The sequence below is a fragment of the Nocardia sp. NPDC088792 genome, assembly GCF_044750615.1.
Taxonomy (GTDB): domain Bacteria; phylum Actinomycetota; class Actinomycetes; order Mycobacteriales; family Mycobacteriaceae; genus Nocardia.
The window spans coordinates 136,610-154,514 of sequence record NZ_JBIVKC010000001.1 but is presented as its reverse complement, the minus strand read 5'-3'; the positions used below and the strand labels follow the sequence as shown (position 1 = coordinate 154,514).

16 protein-coding genes and 1 pseudogene are annotated in these 17,905 nt (G+C 68.5%); 10 read left to right on the top strand and 7 right to left on the bottom strand.

Going from position 1 to position 17,905, the window contains the following annotated elements:
* Positions 1–5: 5 nt before the first annotated feature.
* Positions 6–869 carry a DUF3710 domain-containing protein gene (locus tag ACIP5Y_RS00690; RefSeq protein ID WP_400349034.1) on the top strand — a complete coding sequence of 288 codons (864 nt, stop codon included), beginning with the start codon at positions 6–8 and terminating at the stop codon, positions 867–869.
* Between the two features lie 82 nt (positions 870–951).
* Here ACIP5Y_RS00690 and ACIP5Y_RS00685 read toward each other — a convergent pair whose 3' ends face one another.
* A complete protein-coding gene (locus tag ACIP5Y_RS00685) occupies positions 952–1,713 on the bottom strand; it encodes an alpha/beta hydrolase (protein ID WP_400346358.1) in 762 nt (253 codons plus the stop codon).
* A gap of 165 nt (positions 1,714–1,878) precedes the next feature.
* Here ACIP5Y_RS00685 and ACIP5Y_RS00680 point away from each other — a divergent pair, with 165 nt between their 5' ends.
* The 3 genes from ACIP5Y_RS00680 (at position 1,879) to ACIP5Y_RS00670 (ending at position 3,968) form a co-directional block, all read left to right on the top strand.
* A complete protein-coding gene (locus ACIP5Y_RS00680; RefSeq protein WP_397016036.1) occupies positions 1,879–2,271 on the top strand; it encodes an OB-fold nucleic acid binding domain-containing protein in 393 nt (130 codons plus the stop codon).
* Between the two features lie 228 nt (positions 2,272–2,499).
* Complete coding sequence (locus tag ACIP5Y_RS00675) at positions 2,500–3,096, top strand: DUF3159 domain-containing protein (protein ID WP_400349033.1); 597 nt, start codon at positions 2,500–2,502, stop codon at positions 3,094–3,096.
* Positions 3,097–3,386: 290 nt separating this feature from the next.
* Positions 3,387–3,968 carry a sigma-70 family RNA polymerase sigma factor gene (locus tag ACIP5Y_RS00670; RefSeq protein WP_397016038.1) on the top strand — a complete coding sequence of 194 codons (582 nt, stop codon included), beginning with the start codon at positions 3,387–3,389 and terminating at the stop codon, positions 3,966–3,968.
* Between the two features lie 78 nt (positions 3,969–4,046).
* Here the strand turns inward: ACIP5Y_RS00670 and ACIP5Y_RS00665 are convergent, their stop codons facing one another.
* The gene (locus ACIP5Y_RS00665; RefSeq protein ID WP_400346356.1) at positions 4,047–4,724 is read right to left on the bottom strand and encodes a potassium channel family protein; all 678 of its coding nucleotides are present in this window, start codon (positions 4,722–4,724) and stop codon (positions 4,047–4,049) included.
* Positions 4,725–4,726: 2 nt separating this feature from the next.
* A complete protein-coding gene (locus tag ACIP5Y_RS00660; protein WP_400346354.1) occupies positions 4,727–5,392 on the bottom strand; it encodes a potassium channel family protein in 666 nt (221 codons plus the stop codon).
* 143 nt (positions 5,393–5,535) lie between these two features.
* On the opposite strand from ACIP5Y_RS00660, the gene ACIP5Y_RS00655 reads away from it, so the two are divergent.
* The 4 genes and pseudogenes from ACIP5Y_RS00655 to ACIP5Y_RS00640 all read left to right on the top strand — a co-directional run bounded on the left by ACIP5Y_RS00655 (position 5,536) and on the right by ACIP5Y_RS00640 (position 10,167).
* On the top strand, positions 5,536–7,524 hold the full coding sequence (locus ACIP5Y_RS00655) for an APC family permease (protein ID WP_400346353.1): 1,989 nt from the start codon (positions 5,536–5,538) through the stop codon (positions 7,522–7,524).
* Positions 7,521–7,898: pseudogene (locus tag ACIP5Y_RS00650) on the top strand (TRAM domain-containing protein); the annotation flags it as partial. The gene ACIP5Y_RS00655 and the pseudogene ACIP5Y_RS00650, both read left to right, overlap by 4 nt.
* Before the next feature lie 114 nt (positions 7,899–8,012).
* A complete protein-coding gene (locus ACIP5Y_RS00645) occupies positions 8,013–9,251 on the top strand; it encodes a class I SAM-dependent RNA methyltransferase (protein WP_400349031.1) in 1,239 nt (412 codons plus the stop codon).
* Positions 9,252–9,357: 106 nt separating this feature from the next.
* Complete coding sequence (locus ACIP5Y_RS00640) at positions 9,358–10,167, top strand: hypothetical protein (protein ID WP_400346351.1); 810 nt, start codon at positions 9,358–9,360, stop codon at positions 10,165–10,167.
* Between the two features lie 8 nt (positions 10,168–10,175).
* Here the strand turns inward: ACIP5Y_RS00640 and ACIP5Y_RS00635 are convergent, their stop codons facing one another.
* From ACIP5Y_RS00635 to glsA, 3 genes are all read right to left on the bottom strand, one after another.
* Positions 10,176–10,892, bottom strand: coding sequence for an SIMPL domain-containing protein (locus ACIP5Y_RS00635; protein ID WP_400346349.1), 717 nt, complete (start codon positions 10,890–10,892; stop codon positions 10,176–10,178).
* Between the two features lie 200 nt (positions 10,893–11,092).
* On the bottom strand, positions 11,093–12,511 hold the full coding sequence (locus ACIP5Y_RS00630; protein ID WP_400346347.1) for an amidase: 1,419 nt from the start codon (positions 12,509–12,511) through the stop codon (positions 11,093–11,095).
* Positions 12,512–12,555: 44 nt separating this feature from the next.
* Positions 12,556–14,391 carry a glutaminase A gene (gene glsA / locus ACIP5Y_RS00625; RefSeq protein ID WP_400346345.1) on the bottom strand — a complete coding sequence of 612 codons (1,836 nt, stop codon included), beginning with the start codon at positions 14,389–14,391 and terminating at the stop codon, positions 12,556–12,558.
* 146 nt (positions 14,392–14,537) lie between these two features.
* Here glsA and dxs point away from each other — a divergent pair, with 146 nt between their 5' ends.
* Together dxs and ACIP5Y_RS00615 are read left to right on the top strand one after the other, a co-directional pair.
* Positions 14,538–16,490, top strand: coding sequence for a 1-deoxy-D-xylulose-5-phosphate synthase (dxs, locus tag ACIP5Y_RS00620; RefSeq protein WP_400346343.1), 1,953 nt, complete (start codon positions 14,538–14,540; stop codon positions 16,488–16,490).
* A gap of 131 nt (positions 16,491–16,621) precedes the next feature.
* Positions 16,622–17,425 carry an enoyl-CoA hydratase gene (locus tag ACIP5Y_RS00615; RefSeq protein ID WP_400346341.1) on the top strand — a complete coding sequence of 268 codons (804 nt, stop codon included), beginning with the start codon at positions 16,622–16,624 and terminating at the stop codon, positions 17,423–17,425.
* A gap of 57 nt (positions 17,426–17,482) precedes the next feature.
* Here the strand turns inward: ACIP5Y_RS00615 and ACIP5Y_RS00610 are convergent, their stop codons facing one another.
* Positions 17,483–17,902 carry an SRPBCC family protein gene (locus tag ACIP5Y_RS00610; protein WP_400346340.1) on the bottom strand — a complete coding sequence of 140 codons (420 nt, stop codon included), beginning with the start codon at positions 17,900–17,902 and terminating at the stop codon, positions 17,483–17,485.
* Positions 17,903–17,905 lie beyond the last annotated feature (3 nt).

Here is a 17,905-nt window from a genome sequence, read left to right as displayed (position 1 = left end):
CGATGGTGTTCGGACGCAAGAGGAACAAGGGCCGCGACGGCGACGAAGAGCCGCAGTACGAGGACGAATACACCGAGTACGACGAATACGACGAAGCCGGATACGACGAAACCGCCTACGCGGACGACGAATTCGAGGACTCGGACTACGCCGACTCTCCCGTTGCCGCCGGTGACCGCACCGGCCCCTACGACTACGAGGACGTCGCCGACAATCTGGAGACCGTCGCCGAACAGCGTCTGGACCTCGGCTCGGTCATCGTCCCCGTACCGCCCGGCGGGCAGCTGCAGGTCGAGATGACCCCCGACGGCACCCCGCAGGCCGTGCACCTGGCCACCCAGCACGGCCGCATCACCGTCGCCGCCTACGCCGCCCCCAAATCGCCGGGGCAATGGCGTTCGGTGGCAGCCGATCTCGCGGAGACCCTGCGCAAGGACGGCGCACAGGTCGCGGTCACCCAGGGCCCGTGGGGCCGCGAGCTGCACGCCGTCACCGAGGGCGCGGATCTGCGCTTCATCGGCGTGGACGGCTACCGCTGGATGGTCCGCCTGGTCGCCGCCGGCCCGTCCGGCGCCGCCGACGAGAACACCCCGCTGGTCGCCGCCGCCCGAGCCATCCTCGGCGAGACCGTCGTCCGCCGCGGCGACGAACCCCTGCCCGTCCGTGAACCCCTCCCGGTGGTCCTACCCCAGGAGCTCGCGGACCAACTGGCAGCAGCCCACCAGCAGCAGCTGGCGGCCCAGCAGCAGGCCGTAGAGGCCCAGCTGACGGCCATGCAGGGCGGCCAGCCCTACCAGCCCGCCCCACAGAACACCGAACCCCGCCGCGGCGCGGAAGGTTCGGCCATGCAGCAGCTCGGCCTCAACTAGCCGAACGAGAAACGGCCTCGCCCCACCGGGAAATCGGCGGGGCGAGGCCGTTTGCTGTACAGCCGAATTCGCTCGTGCGGGTTCAGGAGGTGGCGGCGTGGCGGGGGAGGAGGGGGTTGATGCCGCGGGCGCCCAGGATGGCCGGGTCGGCGCCGAGTTCGTCGAGGGTGATGCGGTGCAGGTCGGCGTGCGGGATCAGGGCGGTCCAGCGTTCGGCCACGGCGATGGGGTGCACCGGGTCGTCGATCGCGCCGACGATGGAGACCGGGGCTTGTATACGGGCCAGGACTTCCGGTTCGGGCCAGCGGTAGGCGGCGGCTTCGTCCAATGCGGCTGGGAGGTCGGGCCATTGGGAGCGCCAGGAGCGGGTGAGGGCGGCGGCGAGCCAGGGCGGGCTGGAGGCCTGCATGCGGTCGATGACGGCGTCGAGGCCGTCGGCGCGGAGCTGGGCGGCGGTGGCGGCGGCGCTGAGGGCCGCGGGGCAGCCGGTGGTGTCGGCGCCGGTCCAGGCGGGGAGGGCGGCGACCACGGCGGAGACCGAATTCGGGTGTTGCGCTGCCCACTCGATGGCGACGGCCGCGCCGAGCGAGATGCCGGCGATGAGCAGCGGGCCGGAGCGGGCGGCGGTGTCCAGGGCGGCCCGATAACCGGCGATCACCCGGGTCGGGTCCGGGTCCACCGCGAGGAACGGCAGATCCATTGCGGCGCAAGCGGATCCGAAGGCGCGGCGGGCGAAATGGGCGTCGGAACCGGTTCCGGGCAGGGCGACGGCGACTGCCGGGCGCGCCGGGAGCGCGACGGCCGGGCGGGCCGGGGCGACCGCGGGACGGGAGAGATCGGGCACCCGGTCGAGCCTACTGAGCGCGAGTCACGCGTGGCGGGGGCAGGTCGGCCCGTTTACAGTGGCGGGGGTACGGCCACAGCGATCGTGTGGGAAACCCACCCGGCGTGTGGGAAGAACCAACGACGTGAGACCCACGCCGTCTTGCTCTACAGGAGAGCGTGCGACATGCCATCCGCGGCTGGGAAGGATTTCCCGTCAGGCTATTTCCGGCGTTTGACCCGCCGGTTGACAGCGGATCTGGACCACTTGGACGCCGAGGAGCTGGCCGAGACCTCCGAAGCGTCGGGTGCGTGCAGAGCGTCGGAATGCCGGCGCGGCGAAGAGGTCACCATGCTCGGCAGATTGCGCAGCGTCGAGGCCTGCCCGAAATCCGCGGGCGCCGAGATCGAGGCGGAGTTCTTCGACGGCACCGACAGCGTGACCCTGGTGTGGATCGGCAGGCGTCGCATTCCGGGAATCGAGCCGGGGCGTCGTATCCTGGTCCGCGGCCGGGTCGGTGAACGCGACGGCGGCAAGGTCATCTACAACCCCTACTACGAACTCCGTGAGAATTCCTGACGCATGCCATTTCCTGCCAGCAGCAACGACGAGGGCCGCGGGCCCGACGAGGTTCCCGGTCGGCCGGGGCGCCGTGTGCATGTCGATCCGGACGCGCCCACCGAGGTGCATGCCACCCTGCGTGACGATCTCGCGGCGCTCGAACGTCAGGCGCTCGGTCTCGACCCCATCCCGCCCGAGGACGACGAGGAAGCCGAGGAAGAGGTCGAGCAGACCCTGCTCGAGCAGATGGGCGGTTTCAGCGGCCTGATCTACTCGTCGCTGCCGGTGCTGGTATTCGTGCCGTTCAACACCTGGCTGGGCCTGACCGCCGCCATCTGGGCCGCTCTGGGAGTCGCGACCGCGATCCTCATCTGGCGGCTGGTGCGGCGCGGTCCGATCCAGCCCGCGATCTCGGGTTTCCTGGGTGTGGGCGTGTGCGCGTTGATCGCCTACCGGGTGGGTGAGGCCAAGGGCTTCTTCCTGTTCGGCATCTACGCGAGCCTGGTGTACGGCGGTGCGTTCCTGCTCTCGATCGTGGTGCGCTGGCCGCTGGCGGGTGTCATCTGGGGTGTGCTGAACGGGCATGGCACCGAATGGCGTTCGGATCGCCGGGCCATGCGGCTCTACGATCTGGCGACCCTGGTGTGGGCGGTGGTGTTCGGCGCCCGCTACCTGGTGCAGCATCACCTGTACAACGCCGACAGCACCGGTCTGCTGGCCGCGGCCCGGATCGGCATGGGCTGGCCGTTGACGGGTGTGGCGTTGCTGGTGACCGTCTGGGCGGTCCGCCGGGCGGGACATCTGCCGTCGAAATCGGAAGAGTCGGCCGAGTCCGCCGCCTGATCGCCGCAAAACCCTTCGACCAGCGCCTTATCGCGCTGTGCGCGCGGAACGCAACACCTGTGAGCGAAACGGGTGGCCGCAGGGGGTGTGATACCCACCCCTGGGGTGCCTATTGAGTGGCCCCGGTTCCGAGCACGATCTTTCTCAGAAGCTACGGAGAAAGGATCGCGGAGTTGGTTACCGACGGTAAGGCAGTGGCATCGCAGGATCGTGGCGAGGGTCGCGGTGCGGCGGTGCAGGCAACGGCCTCACGGCGGCACCCGGCGGGGCGGGGGCCCAAGAGCACAAGCGTGGCGACCTCCGAATCGCGGCGCGCCGCAGAGCAGTTGGAGAAGCTGATCGGCCCGGCCGCCGCCGGTGACCGGAATGCGGTCTCGGAGATCCTCAAGATCGTCTACCCGCTGGTGCGCCGCTACTGCGCGGCCCGCATGAGCGGCGCGACCCACCTGCACGTGGCCGCGGACGATGTGGCACAGGAGATCTGCCTGGCCACGGTGCAGGCGATCCCGCGCTACCGGGATCAGGGCAAGTCGTTCCTGGCGTTCGTGTACGGCATTTCGGCGAACAAGGTGGCCGACGCGTTCCGGCGGGCGCAGTTGCACCCGTCGTATCCGGTGGCGGAGTTCCCGGATCAGCCGGGCTTGGAGGCGGGTCCCGAGGAGCGGGCCATGGCCTCCGAAACCCGCCGGGCCGCGAGCGAACTCATGAAGGTGCTGGCGCCGACCCATCGCGAGGTGCTGGTCATGCGCATCGTGCTGGGCTGGACGGCGGCGCAGACCGCCGAGGCCATCGGCACCAGCCCCGGCGTGGTGCGGGTCATGCAGCATCGGGCGCTGAACAAGTTGCGCGCGGAATTGCGGGCGGCCTCCTGAATGGGCGGGCGCACAAATGAATACGAAAGATGCGGGCCGGACGCGAAAAGCGTCCGGCCCGCATCATTGTGATCCAGGTCAGGCGGGGCGGCCGAAGCCGTTGACGCCGAGGGCCTTTCGCAGGTCGTCCTCGGCTTCGACGGTGGTGACGAACAGCAATTCGTCCTCGCCTTCCAGCGGGTCGTCGGGCTGGGGCACGATGACCCGGCCACCGCGCAGGATGGTCACCAGGGAGACATCGCGCGGCAGCTTGAGCGTGCGAACGGCCTTGCCCGCCAAGGGTGTATCGGTGGGCAGGGTGAGTTCCACCAGGTTCGCCTGTCCCTGCCGCAGGGTCATGAGCCGCACCAGATCGCCGATCGACACGGCTTCCTCGACCAGTGAGGCGAGCAGTCGCGGTGTCGATACCGCGACGTCCACGCCCCAGGAGGAGTCGAACAGCCACTCGTTGCGCGGATCGTTGACGCGCGCCACGACGCGCCGGACGCCGAATTCGGTCTTGGCGAGCAGGCTGAAGACCAGGTTGGCCTTGTCGTCGCCGGTGGCGGCGATGACCACCTCGTAGGTTTCCAGGTCCGCCTCTTCGAGGGTTTCCAGTTCGCAGGCGTCGGCGTGGACCCAGACGGCGGCGGGGGCGATGGTGGGGTCGATGTGGTCGAGGCGGCGTTCCAGCAGCATGACCGCGTGCCCGCCGCGGAGCAGTTCCTGGGCGATGGATCGGCCGACGGCGCCGGCGCCCGCAATGGCTACCTTCATGATCAGTCCTCGCTCGCGGGGGGATTTCCGGCCAGGGCGACGGCCTCGCCGACGCTGCCGGAGGTGGCGGCGATGTAGACGGTGTCATCGGCTTGCAGCAGGGTTTTCCCGTTGGGGAGCATGCCTTGCCCGAAGCGGATGAGGAAGGCAACGCGGGCGCCGGTGGCGCTTTCGAGGGTGTGGACGGTGCGGCCGTACCAGTCCTCGTGCAGGACGAGTTCGGTGACGGCGACGGTGCCGGTGGGGTCGCGCCAGGTGGTGGTGGATTGGTCGGCGACCAGACTGCGAAGGAACCGGTCGGTCGTCCACGGCACGGTGGCAATGGTCGGAATGCCGAGTCGCTCGTACACGGCCGCCCGCTTGGCGTCGTAGATACGCGCCACGACCCGTTCCACACCGAAGGTCTCGCGCGCCACCCGCGCCGAGATGATGTTGGAGTTGTCGCCGGAGGAGACCGCGGCGAAGGCGCCCGCCCGTTCGATTCCCGCGCGGGTCAGCACATCCCGGTCGAATCCCACGCCCGTGACACAGACTCCGGGAAAGTCACGGCCCAGCCGGAGGAACGCACTGGAGTTCTGATCGATGACCGCGACCTCGTGGCCGACTCGGACCAGGGCGCGCGCCAGCGAGGAGCCCACTCGCCCGCACCCCATGATCACTACGTACACCGTCGAACCCCATTCCCGAAAAGCGTGGTGTGCGGTCTGGTTGCCTCTCCGGGTCGCAACCGTACCGTCCGAGTGTTTCCCGAGGCATTTTCCCCCTCAGGTGGTGCATCAAACCGATTCTGCCCTCCCTTATGCTGGCTGAAGTGTCGAAGTTGACGACGGCCGCCAAGCGCATGGTGGTGGGCCGCCCTTTCCGTAGTGATTCCCTCGGGCACACGCTGCTGCCCAAGCGGATCGCTCTCCCGGTCTTCGCCTCCGATGCCTTGTCATCGGTGGCATACGCGCCCGAAGAAATCTTCCTGGTGCTGTCGGTGGCCGGGCTGTCCGCCTATGCGTACGCGCCGTGGGTGGGTGTCGCGGTCGCCCTGGTGATGGCCGTGGTGGTCGCCAGCTACCGGCAGAACGTGCACGCCTATCCGTCCGGTGGCGGTGATTACGAGGTGGCGACCAAGAACATCGGGCCGACCGCCGGACTGGTCGTCGGCAGTGCGCTACTCGTGGATTACGTGCTCACGGTGGCGGTGTCGATCTCCTCGGCGGCGTCCAATATCGGGTCGGCAGTGCCGTTCGTCGCAACGCACAAGGTGTTGTTCGCCGTGACCGCGATTGTGATCCTGACCGCCATGAACCTGCGTGGCGTGCGCGAATCCGGGACCATGTTCGCGATTCCCACCTACGCCTTCATGATCGGCATGTTCATCATGCTGGTGTGGGGTTTCACCCGGATCGCGCTGGGCCATCAGGTGCATGCGGAGTCCTACGGTTTCGGATTGAAGGCCGAGGACGAGCATCTGTTCGGGCTGGCGCTGGTGTTCCTCATCGCGCGCGCGTTCTCCTCCGGCTGTGCCGCGCTGACCGGTGTGGAGGCGATCAGCAACGGGGTGCCGGCGTTCCGGAAACCCAAGTCGCGCAATGCCGCCACCACGCTGCTGCTGCTCGGCTGCGTCGCCATCTCGCTGTTCCTGGGGATGATCGTGCTCACGCAGCAGGTGGGCATCGTGTACGCGCAGCATCCTGCCGATCTGATCGGCGCGCCCGCCGGGTACGAGCAGAAGACCCTCGTCGCACAGCTGGCGGGGGCGGTGTTCGCGGGGTTCCCGGCCGGGTTCTACTTCATCACCATCGTGACCGCGCTGATCCTGGTGCTGGCGGCGAATACCGCGTTCAACGGGTTCCCGGTGCTGGGATCGATTCTGGCGCAGGATCGCTGGCTGCCGCGGCAGCTGCACACGCGCGGGGACCGGCTGGCGTTCAGCAATGGCATCATCTTCCTGGCGGGTGCGGCGATCGCGTTCGTGGTGATGTTCGGGGCCGAGGTGACGAAGCTCATCCAGCTGTACATCGTCGGCGTGTTCGTATCGTTCGTGCTGAGCCAGACCGGCATGCTGCGGCATTGGACGCGCTTGCTGCGCACCGAGACCGAGCCGGCGCAGCGGCGGCACATGAAGCGGTCGCGGGTGATCAATGCCATCGGCCTGACGCTGACGGCGACGGTGCTGGTGATCGTGCTGGTCACCAAGTTCGTGGCGGGCGCGTGGATCGCCATCGTGACCATGACCGCCATCTTCATGCTCATGAAATCCATCCGCCGCCACTACGACACGGTGGCGCGGGAACTCGACGAAACCGATTGGGACGGTGTGCTGCCCAGCCGCACGCATTCGATCGTGCTGGTGTCCCGGCTGCACATGCCAACCCGCCGCGCGCTCGCCTACGCGCGCGCCACCCGGCCCGACACCCTGGAGGCCATCACCGTGAACGTCGACGAACCGGAGACCCGCAAACTGGTGCGGGCATGGGAGGGCAGCGATATCACGGTGCCGCTCAAGGTGATCGAATCCCCTTACCGCGAGATCACCAAGCCGGTGGTCGATTACGTGAAGCGCGTCCGCAAGAACTCCCCGCGCGACGTAGTGACCGTGTTCATCCCCGAATACGTGGTCGGCCACTGGTGGGAGCACCTGCTGCACAACCAGAGCGCGCTGCGCCTCAAGGGCCGCCTGCTCTTCGAGCCGGGCGTCATGGTGACCAGCGTCCCCTGGCAACTGAATTCCTCGGCCGGTCGCGTCCGCCCCGGCCGCATAGTCAATGCGCCGGGCTCGGTCCGCCGCGGTTTCGGAGACGAGTCATGAGCCCCGGAAGCAACTGGCACGGCCAGACATTCGAGGTCCGCCTCGGCCCGCCCGGCCACGGCGGCTTCTGCGTGGCCCGCCACGAGGGCCGCGTCCTCTTCGTCCGCCACGGTCTGCCGGGCGAATTGGTCCGCGCCCTCGTCACCGAGGACCGCGGCGGGTCCTTCTGCCGGGCCGAAGCCATTCACATTCTCGAGCCCTCACCCGACCGCATCCCCGCGACCTGCACGGTCTCCGGCCCGGGCGGCGCCGGCTGCTGCGACTTCTCCTTCGCCACACCGGAGGCCCAGCGCGCCCTCAAGGCGACGGTGGTCGCCGAACAACTACGCCGCCTCGCCGACTGGGAACCGGATTTCACCGTCGAATCGATTCCGTCCGGTCTGTTGGTCCCGAGCATCGTTGCGGCCAGGCACAACTCCCGCCGCGCATCTGCCGCTCCCAGCCGACTCGGCGGCGTGGCAACCAAGCTCCCCGCATCCTTGACAGGGATGCCGAGCGCCGCGCGGGACGAGAGCGTGGAGCACGGCCTCCGCGCCGCGCAGCAACCAGCAGGTCGCGCGTCGGGCAGCCCACTGGGCCAGGGCGTTTCGCGTGCTGGTGACGATGTACCGGCCCCCGATGAGCGGGTGGACGATGCCGGATCGGCCGCCGATGAGCGGGTTGCCGAAGCCCGATCGGCCGGACCCGCGGCGCAGCGCGATAGCGCCTCCCAGCCGGCCGGTGCGGCTGAGGGGCAGCCACAGCTCGAAGGGCAGGGCGCCGGCGGGTCAGGGGCGGCAGGGTATTCGGGCGGTTGGCGTAGCCGGATGCGGCTGGTGGTGGATGCCGACGGGCGGGCCGGGGTGCACGGGTACCGCAGCACCGAGGTGATCAATGATCTGCGCTGCCCGCAGCCGATGGCGGGAGCCATGACCGGCATTGCCGAGAGCCACTGGACTCCCGGGGCGGATCTCGTGGTGGCCGTGGACGGGGACGGGGTGCGGCATATCGTCGAGATCGCGCCCGTCGAAGCGGAGCCCGGGGATGATCGGCGCGCCGCGGATCGCCGTGGGCGGGGCGGCCGGAGCGGCGGTGGCCGGGGTAGTGCGGGGGATCGGCGCAGTACGTCGGCGCGGCGGGCGGCGGCGCACAGTGCGCGGAGCGAGCGTGTGGTGGAGGGGACCGGGCGGGCCGTGCAGTACGTGTCCGGCCGTCGCTGGGAGTTGTCGGCTACCGGTTTCTGGCAGCCGCATTTCGGTGCGGCGCAATGCTATTCGGATGTGGTAGCGGAGTGGTCGGATGCTCGTCCCGGCAGCTTGACCTGGGATCTCTACTGCGGTGTGGGTGTTTTCGCCGCGCGCCTGGCCGATCAGGTCGGGCCGGCGGGGCAGGTGCACGGCGTCGAGTTCTCGCGGTCCGCGATCAGTGACGGCCGCGCCTCGTTCGGGGATATGCGCTGGGTGGATCTGCAGGCCGAGCGGGTGGAGCGCTGGATCACCGAACAGCCCTCCACCGCACCGGATGTCGTGGTCCTCGATCCGCCGCGGGCGGGGGCAGGTAAAGAGGTGATCGCCGCCCTGACCGAACGCGATCCGCGGCGCATCATCCATATCGGTTGTGATCCGGCATCTTTCGCCCGCGATCTCGGCCTCTACCGGAACGCGGGCTATCAGCCGCGCGAGCTACGTGTCTTCGACGCGTTCCCCGCGACGCATCACGTGGAGTGCGTGGTGCTGCTGGAGCGCTGATAGCGCACGCCTGTGTAGCGTCGTTCGTCTGGTTGTCGCTCAATGTTTGCCATCGGGAAACGGGCTGTGCGATGGGCGGTTTGGCCGTAGGCCAAGATGTTCACCCATGACTACGTTGTCCGACCCGACGCTCGCGTCGGTGGTGGAACTGATCTATGGCGATCAGTCCAAGTTTCACTCGCTCGAGGGGTTGCTGCTGGGCGCTGATCTCAAGCGGCCGGAGTACGAGGTACCGCTATGGGTGAATGCGGACAGCTATTGGGGGCGGCTGGTGACGCCGGTGTACGGGGCGCGGCTGGCGGCATTGAACGGGGATGCCGAGGCGGATCGGGCATTGCTGAGTCTGGTGGAGTTGACGGTGGAGCGGTTTCTGCAGGGAGAACTGCTGGAGCGCAAGCATCTTCCGATCTGGGTCGGTGAGCTGCGTAGTGAGCTGCTGGCCGACGGGTATCGGTTGAAGATCGGGCGGGTCGGCAACGGTTTGCAGGAGGCGGCGGTGCGATGTCGCCTCAAACCGACGGCCGAGCTGCCGGTCCGCTTGACGGAACGGCTGGCCGTGCTCGGGACCGAGCTCGAATTGCGCGGCCAGCAAACGCCTCTCGATCATCTGCGGGCGGCCGCCAGACATTACGAGAAGGGGCGCATCCCCGCGTGTGAGAAGCGGTTGCGTGCGGCGCTGGAGCATCTCACCGCGTATGCGGCCGGCACCAAGGACATGGACAGCACCCGGAATGTCCGCCACCTGGTCGATACCGGCCGCTTGGATATTCCCGCCGCCGCCCGTTTCCTCTACGACCTGCGTTCCATGACCGACAAGGACCCGCATCCACATCGCACGCGGGCCGATGCCGCCCGGTTCCGGCTGCAACTGACGGTCATTCGGGCGACGACCTTGTTGACCCGCCTGGATCTGTGACCGCCGGATCAGTTCAGTTGCCAGGTGACCTTGATGTCGGCGGAGAGTTCGCTCTCCCCGAATTCCAGCGGGATCGCGGCGCCTTCGGCCTGCATGGCCTTGGCGGCGAAGGCGATTCGTGGCCGGGGTACGTGCACGTCGGAGGTGTTCTCGGTGATCTCCAGCGTGGGCCCGAGGGTGCGTCCGGCACGGTGTGCGTACTGTTCGGCCTTGGCGAGCGCGTGATCCCACGCCGCGTCGCGGGCCGCGACGAGCAGGCTCTCCTCATCGGCGACGCCGAGCGTGAGGCCGCCCAGCCGCACATCGTCGCCACCGGCTTCCACGGCGTGCGCGATGATCGCGGCGGGTTCGGCGCTCGCGCTCTTCCCGGATCCGGAGGGTGCGGCGATGTTCCGCAAAGTCACCGTCAGCGCCGTGCTCGCCACGTATCCGACGAGCCTCTCCCGGTTCCCTTCGGTCCACACCGTTTCCGACCGCACGGACAGCCCGGTGGTGGTGATGTCCCGCCCCGGCACCGCATCCCCGCGCACCGCCGCGATCACCGCGTCGGCACGCTCCCCGGCCTGCGAGTAGGCGAGAGCGACTGTGTCCGCGCGGGTTTCGATGGAGATGGTGACCCGCATGAGATCGGGTGCGGCGCTCGCCCGCCCGGAACCGAACATCGTTATCGTGCCGACGGTTGCGTCGCTGACGGGCACGGCATCCTCCTCGATCGGATCGGGCATAACGCCCCGATGCTACCGACGCCACGAATCACGCCAACCCCGCCGCGCCGACCAGCGGCGATGGGTCGCGACCTGCGGCCACCGGGCCGGAACGGCCCGGAGCGACAGACCATGCATGAGATGTGACCATCGGGCCGTTGGCCGGGTACGCCGGGTCGCCGGGCGCGCCTGCCGTGATGCCGAGCCGGCGGTGCCGGCTGTCAGGTGCGGCCGGCGGGCCGTGCGGGCCAGGGGCGGACTCGTTCCAGTGCGGCGCCGATGTGGAATACCGTGGCGTCGTCGTAGGTGCGGCCGACGATTTGCAGACCGGTGGGTACGCCGTGGCGTCCGATGCCCGAGGGCACATTCAGCACCGGGCAGCGGCTCGCGATATTGAAGGCCGGGGTGAGTGCGGAATCCAGGTAGTGGTCGAGTTCGATGCCGTCGATCGAGAGCCTGGTTTCGACGAAGTCCTCACCTGCCGGGAGGGCGGTGATGCCGGAGGTCGGGAACAGCAGCGCGTCGTAGCGTTCGAGCAGTGCGCCCAGCACCGCGTAGATCTTGCCTTCGAGTTCGAGCCCGGCGTAGTAGTCGCCGGGTTCGATGGCGGTATCGCGGGCGAAGGCGAGGGCGTACGGGGTCAGCAGATCCCGATGCGCGGCGGCGACTCCCGCGACGTACGTGCCGAAGATCGCCCCGAAGTGCAGGAACATCGCGCGCCGCACCTCGGCTACGCGCAAGCCGACTTCGACCTCCTCGACGATCGCACCGGCCGCGCGCAAAGCCTCCGCCGCCGCACGAGTATTGGCCGCGATTTCCGGTTCGACCACCCAGTCACCCGGATTCGCCGCGAAGCCGATCCGCAGCCCGGACACCTCGCCGAGCTGTTCGGGGATGAGCACTTTCGGCCGCACCGAGGCCACATCGACGGGATGCGGCCCGGCCATGACGTTCTCCAGCAGTGCGCAGTCGGCGACCGTGCGGGCCATCGGCCCGTCGTGGCAGTAATGATCGAGATTGAACGGCGGTAGCGCGGGCACCCGGCCGTAGGGCGGTTTGAAGCCGACGGTGCCGGTCGCCGCGGCGGGCAGCCGGATCGATCCGGCGATATCGGATCCGGTGGCCAGCATGGCGGTACCCGAGGCGAGCGCGGCCGCCGATCCGCCGGACGATCCGCCGGGGGAGTAGTCCGGATTCCACGGATTGCGGGTGACGCCCCACCGGCGTGACTGCGTGAATATGGCACAACTGAATTCGGGTGTGGTGGTGCGCGCGTGGATGATGCCGCCCGCACCCAGGATCCGTTCGATGGCCGGATGGGTGACGTCGGCGACCTGGCCGGCGAGCGCGAGTGACCCTTCGGAGCTGATGCGCCCGGCGATCGGCTGCTCCTCCTTGGCCGCCACCGGCAGCCCTTCCAGGGCCCGCGGTGAACCGCCTGCACCGTAAGCGATTTCGGCCTGTTTCGCCTGCGTCAGCGCGTCCTCGAAGGTCTGTTCCGCGAACGCGTTGATCTCGGGTTCGACGGCCTCGGCGCGCGCGATAACCGCCTGCATCAGTTCAACCGGCGATAATTCCCGGCTGCGGAACAACCGCAGCGCCTCGGTCGCGGGCAGGTAAGGCAGGTCGTGGTCGGTCATGGGGTAGCCGTTCTCGGTCGTTCGAAGGTCGGATTCCGTGCGCGTCAGATGCCGCCGTGGGCGGCGAGCGCGCGGACGGCGGCGTCGGCTTGGGCGTAGGCGGCGGCCGCGAGTCGTTCCAGCAGGGCGAGTTTCACTTCGGGCGCTTGGCTGGTGAGCATGTCGAACTTCTCCGGCGGCAGCACGGCCAGTCGCACGGTCGTTTCGGCGTAGACGTCGTTGGCGAATCTGACGCCGGCGAGCAGCGAGATCTCACCGAAGGACATGCCCGCCGACAGGGTGGTGATCCGATGTCGCCGTCCCGCACGGTCTTCGAAGGTGATGCGGACGCGTCCGTCGAGGATGAGGAACAGTCCGGCGCGGGCGCTGCCGCGCGCGATGATCCGTTCGCCCCTGGCCACCGTTCGGGATTCGAATTCCTTTGCCAGTTGCTCGCGTTCGTCGTCGGAGATATCGGCGAGGGCGGGATGTTCGACCACGGTGCAGGCGGCGGGCGGCAGGACGTCGGGTGGCCGGTGCAGGTCCACCACGATCTGTTCGGACCATTCGGTGGCGGCGTCGCGGTCGATGAACACTCGCCCGCGGGGGTCGTTGGGGTCGAGGCTGGAGACCAGGTGCCCGAGTTTGCCGTCCGGGTCGACGAGGGCGACGCGGCAGCCGGCGGCGGCGAGTTCGTTCTGCAGATCGTCGAGCATGCGGATGGCGATGGGACTCACCTCGCCGACCTCGCGCAGGTCCAGGACGAGCGCCTCGAGGTCGTCGGTGGTTTCCTCGACGGCGCGCACGGTGGATTCGGCGCCGGCGAAGAACAGGTCGCCGTGTAGTTCGAAGATGCGCGCGTGGTGTCCGTGCTGACGCAGTAGCGCCAATTCGTCGGCGTCGCGGCGCAATCGGGACGGCGCTTCGGCCACGGAGTAGGCGGCCCGGATGGCGGTGTGCGCGGCGCGGGTCACGTGCAGGAAGTGCAGGCCCAGGCGGCTCGACAGTTCGCGGCAGGCCCGGACGCCGCGCACGCTGCTGCCGTGGGCGTCCAGTCGAGGGGAGTAGACGGCGAGGCCGATCTGGCCCGGCAGGACGGCGAGAATGCCGCCTCCCACACCGCTTTTCGCGGGCAGGCCGACGGTGGTCACCCAGTCGCCGGCGGCGTCGTACATGCCGCAGGTGGTCATGACCGACAGCACCTGTTCGACCAGGGGACCGGAGAGCGCGCGTTCGCGAGTCAGGGGGTGCACGCCGTTGTTGGCGAGGGTGGCCGCCATGAGGGCGAGGTCACGGCAGGTGACGTCGATGGAGCATTGCCGGAAGTAGCGGTCCACCGCCTCGTCCGGGTCGATGTCGATGATGCCCGCGCCGCGCAGCAGGTATCCGATGGCCCGGTTCCGGTATCCGGTGCGGGCCTCGGAGGCGTAGACGGCTTCGTTCATGCGCAGGTCGCGGCCCGCGAATCGGCTGTAGCTGCGGCGGATTCGGGCGAATCGGTCGGCGGCGTCCCGGCCGGTCACCAGCGACGCCGCGGCAATCGCGCCGGCATTGATCATCGGGTTGCGCGGCCGCTGTGTCTTGGGGTCGAGACTGATTTCGTTGAACGGCTCCCCGGACGGCTCCACATCGATGCGCGACGCCACTTCCCCGATCCCGCGATCGGCCAATGCCAATGCGTAGGTGAAGGGTTTGGAGATCGATTGGATGGTGAACGAGGTGTCGAGATCCCCGCTGCCGTATATCTGCCCGTCGGCGGTGGCGACGCACAAACCGAACGAATCGGGTTGTACCGCCGCAAGTTCGGGAATGTAGTCGGCCAGCGCGCCGGAGGTGTCGGCTCGGCACAGCTCGTACACCTCGTCGATGATGCGGGCCACGACACCGCCGGAGGGGACCACAGGGCAACTGTATCCGGGTACTGTGTGTGGGCAGCCTCACATCTGTCGCGGATGTCGCAGGTGGCGTTCTATTCCTGGCGTCGGGGGCCCCGGAGGTCTCCGTAGACTGTTGCAAACACAGGAGACATCCGGAGGGAGCAATAGCCGTGGGAGTGCTTTCCCGGGTCGACACGCCCGAGGACCTGCGCCGGCTGTCGGTATCGGAACTCTGCGAGTTGGCCGAGGAGATTCGCGAGTTCCTGGTGCGGAAGGTCGCCGTGACCGGCGGGCACCTGGGGCCGAATCTCGGCGTCGTGGAGCTCACCATCGCGCTGCACCGCATCTTCGACTCGCCTGCCGACCCGATCATCTTCGACACCGGCCATCAGGCCTATGTCCACAAGATCCTGACGGGTCGCAAGGACGGCTTCGGCACCCTGCGCAAGCAGGGGGGATTGTCGGGTTATCCGTCGCGGGCGGAGAGTGCGCACGATTGGGTGGAGTCCTCGCACGCGTCGGCCTCACTGTCCTACGCGGACGGGCTCGCCAAGGCGTTCGCGCTGACCCGGCAGAAGCGGCATGTGGTCGCGGTGGTCGGGGACGGCGCGCTGACCGGCGGCATGTGCTGGGAGGCGTTGAACAATATCGCCGCCGGTACGGACCGGTCGGTCATCGTGGTGGTCAATGACAATGGCCGCTCGTACGCGCCGACCATCGGCGGCCTCGCCGAGCGGCTCGCGGGCCTGCGCATGCAGCCCGCCTACGAGCACGCGCTGGACGCCACCAAGCGGATCGTGCAGAGCATTCCGGGCGTGGGGGAGTCGGCGTATTCGATGCTGCACGCCATCAAGACCGGCATCAAGGATGCCGTTGCGCCGCAAGAGCTTTTCAGTGATCTGGGCGTGAAGTACGTGGGCCCGGTGGACGGTCACGACATCGTGGCGCTGGAGGCCGCACTACGGCGCGCCAAGGATTTCGGCGGCCCGGTCATCGTGCACGCGGTCACGCAGAAGGGCCGCGGCTTCCGCCCGGCCGAGGATCATGAGGCCGATCAGATGCATTCGGTCGGGCGTATCGATCCGGAGACCGGTGAGCCGCTGGGTGGTTCGTCGGGCGTCAGCTGGACGTCGGTGTTCTCCGCCGAGCTCATCGAGCAGGCCGAGCAGCGCGACGATATTGTCGCCATCACCGCCGCCATGCCGGGTCCGACGGGTTTGTCCGCTTTCGGAAAGCGCTTCCCGGAGCGCATGTTCGACGTCGGCATCGCCGAACAGCACGCACTGACCTCGGCGGCGGGCATGGCGCTGGGCGGATTGCACCCGGTGGTGGCCATCTACTCCACCTTCCTCAACCGCGCCTTCGACCAGCTGCTCATGGATGTCTCGCTGCTGAAACTGCCGGTGACCCTGGTGCTGGACCGCGCGGGCATCACCGGCGAAGACGGCGCCTCGCACAACGGCATGTGGGATCTGTCGATCCTCGGCATCGTTCCGGGCATGCGAGTGGCGGCCCCGCGCGATGCGGCAACGCTGCGTGAGGAACTGGCGGAGGCCGTGCGCATCGGCGACGGACCCACCGCCATCCGCTTCCCGAAGGGCTCTGTCGCCGAGGATATTTCGGCCGTCGAGCGTTTCGAGGGCGTGGATGTGCTGCGCCTGCCCGATATCGAGGACGCGGCGGCGCAATCCGTGCGCGGCGATGTCCTGCTGGTGGCGGTCGGCACCTTCGCGGAGACGGCGTTGAAGGTGGCGGATCTGCTGGCGGCCGAGGGTGTTTCGGCCACGGTCATCGATCCGCGCTGGGTGCTGCCGGTGTCGGACGCGATCGTGAAGCTGGCCGAGAACTACCGCATGGTGGTGACGCTGGAGGACAGTGGCCTGCACGGTGGCATCGGGTCGACCGTTTCGGCTGCCCTGCGGCAGTCCGGTGTGGATGTGCCGGCCCGCGATATCGGTGTGCCGCAGCGCTTCCTGGACCACGCCTCGCGTGCGCACATCCATCAGGAGCTCGGCCTCACGGCCGGCGAGGTGACGCAGCGGATTCACGGCTGGCTCGGCAACAATGAGCAGTCGGCCGCGGACGCGCTGTCCGCCGAGCCTGTGCAGGCGGCCGCGGAGTAGGTCGTATCGGTTCGGCAGAGACCCGCACCACCAGGTGCGGGTCTCTGTTTCGTTGTGGGAGTTTTCCGGTGCCGGGCTGCGGTTCTCGCGTAGATTCTAGAACGAGTTCCAGTTTCTGGTCAGGAGTCTGCATGTCGTTCGTGCTCGTCGAGAAGCCGCGCCCGGGGATCGCGCTGGTCACGCTCAATCGCCCGGAGCGCATGAACGCCATGGCGTTCGACGTGATGGTGCCGCTACGCGAGACCCTCGAGGCGGTGGCCGCGGACAACGAGGTGCGGGTGGTGGTCCTCACCGGCGCCGGGCACGGCTTCTGCAGCGGCGCGGATCTGACCCATGCCGGGCGGGTGCCCGGCGTCGAGGGCCTGACCAAGACCAGCGTGGCGCGCCGTTCGATGGAACTGCTCAACAACGTCATGCTGACCATCCGCCGCATGCATCAGCCGGTCATCTCGGCGATCAACGGCGCCGCCATCGGCGGTGGTTTCTGCCTCGCGGTCGGCACCGATATCCGGATCGCCGCGGAGGATGCGTACTTCCGCGCCGCGGGCATCAATAACGGCCTCACCTCGGCCGAACTGGGCATCAGCTATCTGCTCCCGCGGGCCATCGGCACCACTCGCGCCTTCGAGATCATGCTGACCGGTCGTGACGTCGATGCCGCCGAGGCCGAGCGCATCGGCATCGTCTCCCGCGTCGTGCCCGGCGATAAACTCCTCGAAACCTGCTACGACACAGCCGAACAGATCATCCGCTGGAGCCGCGTCGGCGCGGAACTCACCAAGCGCATGCTGTGGAGCGGCCTGGAGGCGGGCAGTTTCGAATCACATATGCAGCACGAGGGCACGGCCCAGCTCTATGTCCGCCTGACCACCGAGAACTTCGACGAGGCCATCCGGGCCCGCCGCGATCGCCGCCCGCCCGCCTTCGAGGACTGAGTCTCCGGACATCGAAAGGGGCTCGACCGATCCGGTCGAGCCCCTTTCGCAGCAGTCTTACTTGACGGCCTTCTTGGCGCCGCCGAGGAACGCATTGATCAGACCCTTGAGTCCGATTTCCAGCAGTGCGCCCGGCACGGGCAGGCTGGGCTCGGATTCCATGGTGTAGACGACCTTGGTGCCGCCCGGCGCGTCGGCGAAGGTGATGGTGCCGACGTGGCGCTTGACCGGGGCGCCGGCGATGACGCGGTAGACCATCTTCTCACCGGGGACCAGCTCGGTGGTCTCCTCGGTGGGGCCGATGCCGGCGAGGCCGATGTGGTACTGGGCGCCGACGCCCGAGGGGCTGCCCGCGCCGGGCTTCTTCAACGAGATCTGTATGGGCAGAACCGAGTTGAGGCTGTCACGCTCGCTGAACAGCTTGTAGACGACGTCGCGCGGGGCGGGGATGACGGTTTCGACCGTGGTTGCGGGCATGAC

What these genes read in the sequence shown, in the direction of transcription:
- ACIP5Y_RS00635 (WP_400346349.1), bottom strand. Translation starts at nt 10,892, where the DNA reads ATGCCCGATCCGATCGAGGAGGATGCCGTGCCCGTCAGCGACGCAACC.
- ACIP5Y_RS00630 (WP_400346347.1), bottom strand. Translation starts at nt 12,511, where the DNA reads ATGACCGACCACGACCTGCCTTACCTGCCCGCGACCGAGGCGCTGCGG.
- ACIP5Y_RS00640 (WP_400346351.1), top strand. Translation starts at nt 9,358, where the DNA reads ATGACTACGTTGTCCGACCCGACGCTCGCGTCGGTGGTGGAACTGATC.
- ACIP5Y_RS00645 (WP_400349031.1), top strand. Translation starts at nt 8,013, where the DNA reads ATGCCGAGCGCCGCGCGGGACGAGAGCGTGGAGCACGGCCTCCGCGCC.
- ACIP5Y_RS00675 (WP_400349033.1), top strand. Translation starts at nt 2,500, where the DNA reads ATGGGCGGTTTCAGCGGCCTGATCTACTCGTCGCTGCCGGTGCTGGTA.
- ACIP5Y_RS00610 (WP_400346340.1), bottom strand. Translation starts at nt 17,902, where the DNA reads ATGCCCGCAACCACGGTCGAAACCGTCATCCCCGCCCCGCGCGACGTC.
- ACIP5Y_RS00665 (WP_400346356.1), bottom strand. Translation starts at nt 4,724, where the DNA reads ATGAAGGTAGCCATTGCGGGCGCCGGCGCCGTCGGCCGATCCATCGCC.
- ACIP5Y_RS00615 (WP_400346341.1), top strand. Translation starts at nt 16,622, where the DNA reads ATGTCGTTCGTGCTCGTCGAGAAGCCGCGCCCGGGGATCGCGCTGGTC.
- ACIP5Y_RS00680 (WP_397016036.1), top strand. Translation starts at nt 1,879, where the DNA reads ATGCCATCCGCGGCTGGGAAGGATTTCCCGTCAGGCTATTTCCGGCGT.